Here is a 12,837-nt window from a genome sequence, read left to right on the forward strand (position 1 = left end):
ACCAGGGCCTTTTGCAAGAACCATCTGCTGGAGCAATGTCTATTTACCCCTTGCCAACACCAGAAACATAAACTAGCATAAATTACTCTTCATTCATTTTTATTTTCTTGTCTATCTGTCAACCTAAAGAAGACTGGGGTCTGCTTCATCTTCAGTTAAGGGGGTTTCTCATGGAAGAATTAAACGATTGGAAATTTTTCTGGCCTAAGACCGATAGTTTGCCGAAAGCCACAACAGCAGCACGACAGGGCTTTATTGCAGCAATTTTTATCGCCTGCGTGTCGCCGCCCTACATGCTACCCACTTTGCTCTCTGCAGGATTGCAGCAACATTTTTACATTATCTTCATACCAACTCTTTTTTATGGCGTGTTAGCGGTCTTTGTTTATAAAATGTCGCGCGTTGCGGCACTGGTCGGATTTCTGGTTTTTTTACCGAGATTCGTAATCCATCTTCTTGAGCCTGGATTTACGAGCATCGTCTGGGTTGCCCTTGCACTTGCGTTTATCAATTCAATTCGTGGTACTTTCGCTTATCACAAACATGCCAGGCAACCTCAAGAGAGCATAACCACCGCAGAGAAAACATTATCAGTCGCAGTCCCACCAACCTGTGATTCAACAACAACAGAGTAATCGCTGTGCTGGTTTGCAAACTGCCCGGTCAAAGAAGGACAACTCATCCCCCATTCTTTCTTACTTTTGCGCATCACCGAAAACATCTCCAGGATAACGCGGCAAGCTCAAACGGAAGATACTGCCCACCACATCATCACCGTCTTCCGCCACGCGATCAAGATAAACAAGGGTTCCGTGTAACGGATTGGTTGACAGTGTTTTCGCAATGTAAAGCCCCAAACCGGTTCCCATTTTCTTTGTGGTAAAATAGGGTTCAAAAATTCGCGAGCGAATCTCAGACGAAACGCCTCCTGCCAGATCACACACATCAATGGTGATCTCGTTCTCCGTCGCCGTTAACTGCACCTCGATACAATATTGTTTTTCCGTGGGATTGGCTAACTTTTCAATGGCCTCTTTTGCATTGGCAATCAGATTAAGCAAAAGCTGTTTAATCTCAGCAGGACAACTTTGTAGAGCAAATTCAGACGGAAGGTCGCCATCAGTTGGACAAGGCCTGAGTTCCCCGTCCAGATAACAACGATGGCGGACACTGATGCCATGGGCCTTCAACTGCGCCCAATATAATTGGGTTATTTCCTGTAAAACCGCCAACAGATTACACGCCTGGACTTTTTTCCCCTGCGTGAAAAAGTTTCTGAATTCATCAATTGTATCAGACATATAGTGCAACTGCTGCAGCATCTCCTGCTGAGATTGGCGAAAATAATCCCCATCAAGGTCATCGTGTTTATAAGCAGAAGCCAAATCCTGAATAATCAGGCCAATGGAATTGAGCGGCTGACGCCATTGATGGGCAATGGCGCCAAGCATCTCTCCCATGGCCGCCAGTTTCCCCTGTTGAATCATCATCTCCTGCTTGCGACTGCGCTCTTCAAGCTCTTTGACATTGCTCAAATCACGAATTGTGCCGATAAAGTACAATTCCTCATCAAGCCACATCTGAGTAATCGCAATAGAAACCGGGATCTTATGCCCGTCGGCATGCAATGCCGAGATATCTCGATCAGCGTTAATAATCATGCGTCCGGTACTCTTATAGTTTTGAACATAGCTATCGTGGCGGCTTTTGTAGGGCTCGGGCACCAGGATATTGACATTTTCGCCGCACAATTCCTCCCTGCTATAACCAAACAGCGTGAGTGCCGCATTATTGACACGCTGAATCGACGCTTGGGCATTGATGACAATAATTGCATCAAATGTATGATTAAACACAGTATCCAGATAGTCACGGCTGTTTTGAGCGAGTTTTTTCTCCTGGCGCATTTGACGCATAGTGTCGTGGATTAACCAGAATACCGGCACTAAAACAAGCACCAGAGCAAGCAACATGATAACGGAAAACTCAAGAATCTTTTCGCGATAAAGCAGGTTTGGCGAGCGATTGAGTCGATACACGGCAAGAATCTCCTGATCAAAAAAATACAAAGGGAGAGCAACAGTGCTGTCATCAATCCATGCGTGGCCTTGGGGGGTAAGATAAAGAGAACTCAGGTCCCGGCCATAGAAATCGTCCATTTTTCGGGGCCGTTCCGTATAGCGCGACCAAGCCCAATCCTGTTCAGGATGTAGAAGAAAATAACCATCACGATCCACCAGCAGCAGTCGGCTATCGACAACAGTACCGAGATTATGCAGCCAGTCTTCCATATAGTAATTAATGATAATCAGACCACAGATTTCACCTTCACACTGGACAGGCATGCCGGCACGCAAGGTCGGGTTAAAGGGCATTTCGATTTTCTTCTGTTCAATGTTGAGATCAAAATCTGAGAATTCCCATTCGCCTTGCTTGAGACGGGAAAACGTCTGGAAGTAATCACGATGTGCTTTGTTCTGCAGGGCATTGTCATCAATAACCGTCACTTCACCGTTACGTAACCGGTCGACTCGTATTTGCTCATTGCCCTGTAAATCAAGCAGACGCAACTGCATAATGACGGGATTGGCTTTCACCGTATGAAAGAACAAGTCGGTCACCCCGGTTTCATCATCCATCACGCGGGAGGCGAATTGTCCGACATCGGGATGCCCGGTCAGCATCGACAAAAGAGGAGCCTGAGATAACTTAAATCTTTCGATCTGTCGTTCAGTGATTTTATGCTGGAGCAAAACCATCTCCAGCGTAATCTGTTTAACATCTTTGGCGATCAGAGCGCTGCCAATAAAGAACACCACACAAGCCAGAACAGCGCCAACGCCAAGGACAATCCAATGACGTCTCATGCCCCCTCTCCGATCAGACAGAAGCTGCCATCCAAAACAGCCTGAGGCTGGGCAATATGAAACCCCTGAGCATAATCAACCCCCAGGCTCTTAACTGCGTCCAAGACCTCTGCCGAGCAAACAAATTCGGCAACACATTTGATACCCAGTTCATGCGCAAACATGATAATGGATTGAACAATGATCCGGGCGCTATCATCGTGATCAATGGTTCGGACCAGAGAACCATCGATTTTTAGATAGGTAATGGGTAAATCCACAAGGTATGAAAAATTCGAGTAGCCACTGCCGAAGTCATCAATAGCCAACTGTAACCCGGCATCGGTAAGCCGCTTGAACACCTTCTGAATCATCGTGAGATTATCAATCCCTTCCGATTCGAGAACTTCAACGATTAGGCGATCCTGCAACTGGTCGCATTCAACAGAAGCGATAAGAAAGTCGAGGGTCTCCTCATCGGCCAGATCTTCGATCGATAAATTTATGGAAAAACTTTCGCTTCGATCTTTGAAAGCCTGACAAGCTTGCGTGATCACGGTTCTTGTCAGTTCGCGGTAGTGCCGTGAGCGTTTTGCCGCCTCCAGAAACAATGCGGGAGAGACCACCGTGCCATCCGGTTCAATCAAACGCACTAAACATTCGTATTTATTGATACAATTTTGCTGAATGTCGTAAATGGGCTGAAAATAGATAATGACACGATCATCGTGGAGACCGCTTTTAATTTTTTTTGTCCATTGAAAATTCTCTTCATATTGTTTTTGCAGCATGGCTTCAGCATCATACTCAAGCAGAAAATGCCGTTTTTCCTTGGCCTCTTCAATCGTGCCCTGAAGCTGCTCTACAGGGATATATTTCTTACGGTCGCTGTAGAGTAACGCACATGTAAAATCGATATCAAAAGAGACTTTCTCGCATTGCAACGGGGACGACTCAATAAAGCTCTTAATCTCTTCAACAAGCTCACGAAACAATTCGCGTTGATCGAACTTGGCCAGCAGGCCAAACTCATCGGAGGCAATCCGGTAGCAGGAGATATTGTGCGGTGAAGCCAGACGGGTGAGAGTTTGGGCAAAGTATTGTAGGACTCTGTCCCCAAAATGGATGCCAAACAACAAATTAACCTCTTTGAAGCGATCAAGATCAATCAACAGGATGGTGAAATCGTCAAACTCCTGAATGTCCTGCTGTAACTTGATGCGGTTGGGCAATTCCGTCAACCGGTCGGTAACAATATCCTGCTCGAGCTGTTTTTTACTCATGATCAGATCGGAAATATCAACATTGATGGAGATATACTCGCTTGTGGTTCCATCCACATTGAGAACCGGCGCAATCGTGGTATCGACATAAAAGATACTGCCATCCTGCTGGCGATTTTTCATGATCCCCTGCCAGACCTTCTGTTTTGTAATGGTTTTCCACACATCCCGAAAAAAACCTTCCGGCATATCGGGATGCCACACCTTCTTATACGGCTGACCGACAAGGGCCTGCCGCTGATAGCGTGAAAGATCACAGAATCGATCATTGACGTAGGTGATCATCCCACCCCTGTTGACCATGACAATGCTGGCACTCAAGTCGACAATCTTTTTATATTGTCGTAAAAGTGAGTCTTTTTCCTCAAGAAGATGCTGGGCATGCAAACGGTCGACAATGGTCTCAATGGTCGCAATTAATTGCTCAATATCGATGGGCTTAACCACGTAGTTTTCCACCTTGAGTCGAATGGAACTCATAAAATAGTCCGGGTCACTGAAAGCCGAAGCAACAATCACCGGAATATTCGGAAAACTCTGCCGAATAATTTTAACCATTTCCAACCCGGTCATGCCCGGCATCTTGATATCGGTTAGAACGATATCCGGCATAACATTATTGAGATCGCTCAATGCTTCAGTGGGACAGGGATAGCTTTCAACCCGTGCGACTTCGCGGCCCAGAATTCGTTCAAGGCGATCACGTAAAATTTGATCATCTTCAACAACCATCAATGTGGTATCAAGCATTTTGCCCTCATCAAAAAATGTTTGGAAACGCCTTGATTTATAAGGAAATGAGAATCTTTTTGAAGCTCTTTGACAACCTGCAGAAACAGCCAGTTCAGATGGGATGACAACTGAAAGGACGACACGCGTTTTCCACCCGGCAACATCGTGCTCGCTTTTCAAAGAACATTTTAACAAATACAAACAAAGCCACAAGCTCAGGCAGGCAAAAGCGTTTCGACCTCAGACAGTCTCCCACCAATGACAATTTGCGTCACACACGATTAAGTCGACATAAACCTTTTTAAAATCTATAAATTACACAACAAAGCAACGTGAAAACCTCACAGAAAGGAAACACTCACAAAATTGAAATACGATTTAAATCTAAAATCTTATCTATTAAATTTCGTTATTGGATGATCACAAGCCACGTCCACTCCGCCCGATCAGGTTGCAAGACGCTAGAGACCCGTTAGGCTGAAAAGAAAACCTTACCTGCCTGTGGGAGAGAGATGATGCCGACACCCCAGTATGTTCACAAATTCATCCATTTTCTGCGATCAATGGCCATTGGTGTGGTTCTGGCCAGCGTTATACAGACCCAAGTCAACTTGTGGTCGTTGCAACAATTTGGTATGGAAATCGATCTGGCCACACGTCTGACAACATCAGCACAAGATCTGCTGTCTGTTACCCCATTGTTATGCGCCTTGTTCACGGCCAGTCTTCTAATCGCCTGGGCTGCTTCCTGGTGGCTACTCAAACTTTTCACCTGGATAAACACTTCCTGTCTCTACGCTTTAATATCCGCTTTGAGTGTATGGGCGTTGATCGTCCTATTGAATTACCTCGCTGCTGTTCCCAACCTGATTGCGGCAACCCGTTCGAACCTGGGCCTGTTCGGCCTGCTTGGGGCAGCGGCCTTGTCCGGTGGTCTTTGGGGAAAGCGAACGATCACACACTCAACGAACTTGCAATTGCCCTCTTCAGGGCTGAAACAGGTCTTGATGGCTCTGCTGGCCGTGAGCCTCTGTACTTCAGTCAATCTGTCAATGGCTGCCAACTCTGCCCCCTATCGCGTTGAGACAATGGCCAGTGGATTGGTTCACCCCTGGTCGCTGGCCTTTCTGCCCGAGGGGAACGCGTTGATTACCGAACGGCCGGGACGATTGCGGCTATGGTTTGCCAAAGAACAGCGCTTGTCCGCTCCAATTCCCGGACTGCCAAAAATCTTCAGCGGAGGCCAAGCCGGTTTGTTCAGCGTCATCGCGTCACCGCATTTCAACCATGACCGCACCCTCTTTTTTACCTATGCCAGTGGAACCACTAATGCCAATCGGCTGACCGTGGCCAAGGCCGTCTTTAAGGGTGACAAACTGGAACATGTCACGGAAATTTTCCGCTGCTGGCCGGATAAACAGGGCAAGGCTCATTACGGCGGGAGGATGACCTGGTTGCCGGATAACACATTACTCATCAGCCTGGGAGAAGGTTATTCTTTCCGGGAACAGGCACAGAACCGTGGCAACCACCTTGGCACGACCGTGCGAATTCAAGCCGACGGGTCCGTTCCGACAGACAATCCCTTTATCGGCCAGAAAGGGGCGCAACCAGAGATCTATACCTACGGTCACCGTAATGTGCAGGGATTGATTTACGATCCGGTGGATCGGCTGGTGATTGCCCATGAACATGGACCGAAAGGGGGCGACGAGATCAATCTCATTGAACCGGGAAAGAATTATGGCTGGCCGGCCATCACCTACGGTATTGATTATTCAGGGGCGATCATTTCACCATTCACCGAACGGCCGGGTATGGAGCAACCCGTGCTGCAATGGACGCCATCCATCGCACCTTCGGGACTGACCCGCTACCGTGGCAACCTGTTTCCACAATGGCGGGGCAATCTGTTCATTGGCGCATTGGCCGGGCGCAGTGTTCACCGGGTCGTGTTGCAAGGCGATACAGCGCGTGATGTTGAGACGTTATTTTCAGAGCTGAATGAAAGGATTCGCGATGTTGTCAGTGGACCGGACGGTGCCCTGTATCTGCTGACAGACAATAAAAAAGGGCGTCTGCTTAAAGTGACGCCCCGCTGATAAGTTATCTTTTCTGGCGTAAAAACACCACTAAAGCCCCTTCACCACCATATTGGCGTGGCGCTCTGCCCCATTCGGCTACCCACGCCTGAGCCTGGGTAGTCAGGTAACGCTCCACCTCCTGACGCAGCACCGACTCGCCGCCCGGGGAACGCTTGCCGCGCCCGGTGATGATCAACACCGTCTGCAGCCCCTGCTCGAAACGATGCTTGAGAAACAGGCGCACCTTGTCTCGGGCTTCATCGCGATAACAACCGTGGAGATCCAAACGGTCCTGAGGGCGAATTTTCCCCTGGCGTAATTGCTTCATCCGCCGCGGTTCAGCTTGCGGGGCATCGTCGTCATCGGGGATATCATCGTTGAACACCTTGTCCACAGCGCCAAGGCTGGCTAAAAACAGACTCTCATCATCCACGTCTGCGGCAGGCTGGGAACGCGCGTCCTCCTCATCGGAAAAAACATCCTCAAATGGTCTTTCAACCAACCCCTCGTGCGACTCGATATTTTCAACGCCAAGGCGTTCCATAGCCGAGGCAAAGTCAACGTCAGATTCGTCAGCAGGGGTTGGCTCTTCTTCCTGAACAACCTTTTTCGGCTTTGGTTCCGATTCGGAAACACAAAACCCCTTCACGGACTTGAAGGGGTTATTTTTGAATGCGTTTTTTTCGTTTTTGTTCTTTTTAGCCATATCAGACACGCGGCATTTTGCGCCGTCCCTGAGCTGCCTTGGTTTGTTTTTTGATCATGGCACCGGTTTTCTCCAGATGGAACTGATACCAGACATCACCGTAATCTTCCATCTTCATCCGCTTGCCCTGTTCTATAGCTACAATGGACGCTTCGAGGCGTTCATCACCACCGGTCTTCTTGATCCCTTTTTGCAAAATAGATAGAGCTTTGTCACGCTGACCGATCTTATCCAGACAGTAGGCATAAAGATTCCAGACAAACGGTTCTTTACGGCTTGCCGTTGTCGCTTTTTCAAACGTCTCGGCCATTTTTTCCGGCTTATTGCGCTTCATGTAGCTGACGGCCAGCATGCTCATGGCAACCCAGTGTTTGACAAAAGCTTTTTCCAGAAAAGGCATGGCCTTGGCAAAATCTTTTTTCAAATAGAGCAGCGTACCGATCTGGGCATTAATCTGCCCTTTGACATAAAATTGCCACGGTGCGTATTTAAAACCATCCTGCAGAGAGGCAATGGCTTTTTCGAAACGGTTGGCCTGCACATCGCGCTGGGCACCTTGCATCAGCGCCATCACCTTGTTCATGGTACGACGCGCCAGCAGCAGATAAACCACGGCAAACAACACCATAGAGATCAGCCCGCAGTAGAGCAGTTGCAGATGATATACGAGATGCAAAGGAACCACGGCAACGGTTCCGAAAACAAAGGCAATGAGGAAGTTCAGCATGAAATGTTACACCTTTCATTGTGACATTGGAGCCTTCGGATAAACAGGCTCACCAAGCCCATGGATGGGCGACAAACTTGCGCCAAAAAACGTGGCGAGAGTCTAGCAATCAGCATTGAAAAAGTCAAAGTATTCGGCACGCCATCAGGAACGGCGATCGCCATGCACCAGCAGGGTCAGTTCATCACCCGGCTGCAGAATATGATCCTCAGTGAGATCGTTCCACTGACGGATGTCACGCGTCTGCACGGAGAACTGACGGCCGATGCCCCACAGGGTATCACCGGAACGCACCTGATAGACCACTTTTTTCAGGGCTTTACTTCGACTGGCCACCCGCGAGGACGGTGCTGACACCACCAGTCTCTGCCCCGGTTGAATCACATTGCTCCACCCTAGGCGATTCCACACCCGCAACTGCTTTTCCGTCACATCGCACTTACGGGCAATACTCCACAGGCTGTCACCGGAGCGCACCGTGTAATTGCGGCGCTTCGAACGCAGGTAATCATCTTGCAATTCGGCCAACGGACGGCTGGTATAGTCGCGATGCAACGGCAGAATCAAATTTTGGCCAATCCGCAACGCGCGAGGATTGCTGATTTTATTGAGGCTGATAATATCGTCGACACGGATATGGTAGGTGTGAGCCAATTTGAGCAGGGTGTCACCGGAGGTGATCTGATGACGCTTGTAGCGCGCACGTTCAGACGATGGCACTTGGGCGTATTTCTCATCAAATCCGCCGGCACAACCGGTTGGCACCCGCAAACGATAATTGGTTTCGCCGGGCGGGGTACACCAGCGCTTCAATTCAGGGTTGAGACGTTTAAGCTCATCATAAGAGGCCCCGGTCAGTTCCGTGATCAGTTCCAGATCAGTGGCTTCGGAAAGAATTACCGTGTCAAAAGCCAACGGTGCCTGGTAGTCCAGCTCGCAGAAACCGTATTTCACCGGTTGTTTACTGATTAACAACGCCGCCAGGAGCTTGGGAACATAGTTTTTGGTTTCGGCGCGAAGATAGGAGCCTTTGCACAGTTCCCAGAAATCGGTGGAGTGATATTTTTTGATCGCACGGGACATCTTTCCGGGTCCCGCATTATATGAGGCCACGGCGAGATACCAATTGCCGTCGAAACGCTGATAGAGATCCTTGAGATAACGGGCAGCAGCCAATGTGGCCTTTTCCATGTCACGGCGCTCATCACGCCACCAGGTATTTTCCAGCCCGTACATGCGTCCGGTCGATTCGATGAACTGCCAATGGCCGACGGCATTGGCCCAACTGTGGGCATTGCTGTTAAAACCAGACTCCACCATGGCCAGAGTGGCCAGATCCTGCGGCAGCCCCTCGCGTTTAAACACCTCACGCATCATCGGCAGGTAGCGACTCGAGCGCTGTAGCCACCGGGTAAAGGTTCGCCGCCCCGGTCCGGTGTAGTAGTCAACCAGATAGCGCACCTTGTCGTTCTCCACCACGGGAAAATCGAACAACGGCTCCGGTTCCACCACGGTGCCCACATCCTGCGGCGGCGTCAAATCGGCATTGAGCAGCGCTTCATCTGCCGTGGTTTCATCACCCACGCGCACCAGCTCTTCAGGTGGCAACACCACGCAACCGGCTTCCTCATCAATCGATTGAGCAACCAGCGGCAAACTTGCTTCATTGTGCAGACGAACCGTCGACACTTGGGGAGCGGGAGACGCCATACACCCCGTCAACAGCCCACAACACACTAATAGATACCAACGAATCATGTCTGAATCACAGCTCCCGTTATCCTGAGATCAAGGGCAAACCCTTGATTTCTCCCATAATTTCTCCAGATAAGCTCCGGCCAAGGCTATAGAAAAACTCACTCAGTGTCAAGAGTCTCACCCTCTGACTCCTGCGGCCAGAAGCGCTGTTGCAACGCATCGAGCAAGGCGTCGAAGGTACTGCGGTCACGAGCACAGACGGAAACTGCACCAAAGCGTCGGCACAACTCGGCACACTCGTCTGCCTCAATCTGATCCATCTTGTTAAACACCAACTGACGCGGCGTCTGACCAAGATCGAGATCCGCCAGAATCTGCTCAACCGCCAGAATCTGTTCTTCAAAACGGGGATTGGACACATCTACCACATGCAGCAACAAATCCGCATCCGACAATTCTTCGAGGGTGGACTTGAACGCGCCCATCAGGCTGGCTGGCAACTGGCGGATAAAACCGACCGTGTCGGTAATGATCACCTCGCGTTCCAGCGGAAAGCGCAAACGGCGCGTCGAGGTATCCAAGGTAGCGAACAACAGGTCTTCGGTGAACACTTCGCTCTGCGTCAATGCATTGAGGAGGGTTGATTTACCGGCATTGGTATATCCGACAATAGAAATAATCGGCACATCGGAACGCATCCGCTTGCTGCGCCGCTGCAAACGACTCTTGGCCATCCCTTTGAGGCGCTTTTCCAGACGACTGATCCGGTCGCGAATCCGGCGACGATCAATCTCCAGTTTGGTTTCACCGGGGCCACGGCCACCGATGCCCCCCATCAGGCGTGACAAAGCGGTTCCCTTGCCCGACAACCGGGGCAGAATGTATTTGAGCTGGGCCAGTTCAACTTGAACCTTGCCGTCCAGAGTGTGGGCACGGCGAGCAAAAATATCCAGAATCACCTGAGAGCGATCAACAACTTTCAGATCAGTCAAGGCGGCAATAGAGCGTACCTGAGTCGGACTGAGATCTTGATCAAACACCAGCATGGTCGCCCGTTGCTGCAGAGCACGGATCACCACATCCTTGATTTTGCCCTCGCCCATCAGGTAACGGGGATTGAGCCGCTGCGGCCGTTGTACCACTTGATCCAGTACCAGCATATCTGCGGTGCGGGCCAACTCCTGCAGTTCGCACAAGGAATCTTCAATCTCTCGCCGTGGTGACTGACTAACGGAAATGAGAATGGCCCGTTCGCGAGGATCGGACAGATCGATCTGGCCACTGTCAACCGTACGCTCCAGTTCGTCTTCCAGAGAGCGCAAAAAAGCGGACATATCGAGGTTAAGCTGATCAAAACTGCGCAACTGCTGTTGTTCAACCTGTTGATGCGTCGGATTTTCTGGTAACAGGTGGGCATAATAAACCGAGGACAGGGAAACCGCGTTGGTTGACACCAAGGGCAACCATCATATCGAGACGCAACAGATCGAGGTCAGTCAGGTCGTCCTCGGACAGGGATTCGTTTTTCAGGTGAGTATGAATGCGACGCAGGCCACGCATACCACTGCGCCCCAAGGCATAATCGGACAGATCGGGCAGCATGATCTCGCGGTCATCGCCAACCATGACATATTTGACGACACCGGATCGATCAATCAACACACCGATCTGGCGGCGGATTTCGTGAGACAGGCCGCATAAAAAACGCGCCAGCTCAGCTGACACCACCTCTTCGGGACGCATCCGCCGCCGGTAAATGCGTTCCAGCGCATTTATCTGGGCAGCTTTAAGTCCGGAAGTTTGTCCAAGAACATCCACAGCAACGCCCATTACGCAAAAAGGGCCCGTTGGGGCCCTTTTTGATCAAAATATTGGAGAATTTGTAACATCAGCAACCTAAGCACTGACAACAAAGTTAAAGCCTGCATCCACCAGATGAACTTCTCCGGTCACACCACTGCTCAGATCGGACAAGAAGTACACAGCGCTCTTGCCAACCTCTTCCTGAGTGACGGTACGACGTAACGGAGCATAATCATCCATCAGCTTGATTTTGGAACGGAAATTGGCAATACCGGAAGCCGCCAGAGTGCGAATCGGGCCGGCGGAAATAGCATTAACGCGAATACCTTTTTCGCCTAATTCGGCTGCCAAATAGCGTACCGAAGCTTCCAGAGCGGCTTTGGCCACACCCATGACATTGTAATTGGGCACGGCGCGGGTTGCCCCCAGATAGGTCATGGTCACGATGCTGCCACCCTCTTTGAGCAGCGGTTCCGCACAACGGGTAATGGCGACCATGGAATAGGCACTGATGTCCATGGCCAGGGCAAAACCTTCGCGGCTGGTCTGGCTATAGGGCTTTTTAAGATCTTCACGGTCGGCATAAGCAACGGCATGAACAACAAAATCCAGCTCACCCCATTGTTTTTTCACCTCGTCAAAAACCGCTTCGATCTCTTGATCGTTGCTGACATTACAGGGCAGAATCATTTCAGCATCAAGACTCTCCGCCAGCGGACGAACACGCTTTTCAAGAGCCTCGTTAAGGTAGGTAAACGCCAGCGTGGCGCCCTGCCTCCTTGAGTTGTTGGGCAATGCCCCAGGCAATGCTCATCTCATTGGCAACACCAAAAATAATTCCCCGTTTTCCTGTCATCAGTCCCATATGGTCCGTTTCTCCTGTTGAAAGTATATAATGCAAAATTAGTGGTTATCTAACAGACTTAGCAGGCCTTTTTAGCAGATTGACGACCAGAAA

The 12,837-nt window shown here is 49.9% G+C and carries 9 protein-coding genes and 1 pseudogene; 2 read left to right on the top strand and 8 right to left on the bottom strand.

The window, feature by feature from the left end; all coding sequences use genetic code 11:
- Positions 1-170: 170 nt before the first annotated feature.
- Positions 171-635, top strand: coding sequence for a hypothetical protein (locus DACE_RS15145; protein WP_040367714.1), 465 nt, complete (start codon positions 171-173; stop codon positions 633-635).
- A gap of 60 nt (positions 636-695) precedes the next feature.
- On the opposite strand, the gene DACE_RS15150 is transcribed toward DACE_RS15145, so the two are convergent.
- Together DACE_RS15150 and DACE_RS15155 are read right to left on the bottom strand one after the other, a co-directional pair.
- On the bottom strand, positions 696-2,867 hold the full coding sequence (locus DACE_RS15150) for a two-component system sensor histidine kinase NtrB (protein ID WP_006002691.1): 2,172 nt from the start codon (positions 2,865-2,867) through the stop codon (positions 696-698).
- Complete coding sequence (locus DACE_RS15155; RefSeq protein ID WP_006002693.1) at positions 2,864-4,879, bottom strand: EAL domain-containing response regulator; 2,016 nt, start codon at positions 4,877-4,879, stop codon at positions 2,864-2,866. Before DACE_RS15155 ends, DACE_RS15150 begins: the two co-directional genes overlap by 4 nt.
- 494 nt (positions 4,880-5,373) lie before the next feature.
- Here DACE_RS15155 and DACE_RS15160 point away from each other — a divergent pair, with 494 nt between their 5' ends.
- Positions 5,374-6,963: a PQQ-dependent sugar dehydrogenase gene (locus tag DACE_RS15160; protein ID WP_006002695.1), complete on the top strand. Its 1,590-nt coding sequence runs from the start codon at positions 5,374-5,376 to the stop codon at positions 6,961-6,963.
- Positions 6,964-6,967: 4 nt separating this feature from the next.
- Here the strand turns inward: DACE_RS15160 and DACE_RS17600 are convergent, their stop codons facing one another.
- From DACE_RS17600 to DACE_RS15185, 6 genes and pseudogenes are all read right to left on the bottom strand, one after another.
- Positions 6,968-7,651, bottom strand: coding sequence for a Smr/MutS family protein (locus DACE_RS17600; RefSeq protein ID WP_006002697.1), 684 nt, complete (start codon positions 7,649-7,651; stop codon positions 6,968-6,970).
- A 1-nt stretch (position 7,652) separates the two neighbouring features.
- Positions 7,653-8,378 carry a tetratricopeptide repeat protein gene (locus tag DACE_RS15170; RefSeq protein WP_006002698.1) on the bottom strand — a complete coding sequence of 242 codons (726 nt, stop codon included), beginning with the start codon at positions 8,376-8,378 and terminating at the stop codon, positions 7,653-7,655.
- A gap of 144 nt (positions 8,379-8,522) precedes the next feature.
- On the bottom strand, positions 8,523-10,088 hold the full coding sequence (locus DACE_RS15175) for a LysM peptidoglycan-binding domain-containing protein (protein ID WP_162013616.1): 1,566 nt from the start codon (positions 10,086-10,088) through the stop codon (positions 8,523-8,525).
- A 146-nt stretch (positions 10,089-10,234) separates the two neighbouring features.
- Positions 10,235-11,530, bottom strand: coding sequence for a GTPase HflX (hflX, locus tag DACE_RS15180; RefSeq protein ID WP_337442378.1), 1,296 nt, complete (start codon positions 11,528-11,530; stop codon positions 10,235-10,237).
- Positions 11,451-11,894, bottom strand: a complete 444-nt coding sequence (locus DACE_RS18920; protein WP_337442379.1) for a hypothetical protein — start codon at positions 11,892-11,894, stop codon at positions 11,451-11,453. The genes hflX and DACE_RS18920 overlap by 80 nt, the downstream gene beginning before the upstream one ends.
- 78 nt (positions 11,895-11,972) lie before the next feature.
- Positions 11,973-12,744: pseudogene (locus DACE_RS15185) on the bottom strand (enoyl-ACP reductase FabI).
- Between the last annotated feature and the right edge of the window lie 93 nt (positions 12,745-12,837).

This window comes from Desulfuromonas acetoxidans DSM 684, from assembly GCF_000167355.1.
In the GTDB taxonomy this organism is placed as follows: Bacteria; Desulfobacterota; Desulfuromonadia; order Desulfuromonadales; family Desulfuromonadaceae; genus Desulfuromonas; species Desulfuromonas acetoxidans.

Bases quoted from the DNA above. Each gene is read 5' to 3' on its own strand.
- DACE_RS15160 (WP_006002695.1), top strand. From the start codon at position 5,374: ATGATGCCGACACCCCAGTATGTTCACAAATTCATCCATTTTCTGCGA.
- DACE_RS15145 (WP_040367714.1), top strand. From the start codon at position 171: ATGGAAGAATTAAACGATTGGAAATTTTTCTGGCCTAAGACCGATAGT.
- DACE_RS15170 (WP_006002698.1), bottom strand. From the start codon at position 8,378: ATGCTGAACTTCCTCATTGCCTTTGTTTTCGGAACCGTTGCCGTGGTT.
- DACE_RS15155 (WP_006002693.1), bottom strand. From the start codon at position 4,879: ATGCTTGATACCACATTGATGGTTGTTGAAGATGATCAAATTTTACGT.
- DACE_RS15175 (WP_162013616.1), bottom strand. From the start codon at position 10,088: ATGGCGTCTCCCGCTCCCCAAGTGTCGACGGTTCGTCTGCACAATGAA.
- DACE_RS15150 (WP_006002691.1), bottom strand. From the start codon at position 2,867: ATGAGACGTCATTGGATTGTCCTTGGCGTTGGCGCTGTTCTGGCTTGT.
- DACE_RS17600 (WP_006002697.1), bottom strand. From the start codon at position 7,651: ATGGCTAAAAAGAACAAAAACGAAAAAAACGCATTCAAAAATAACCCC.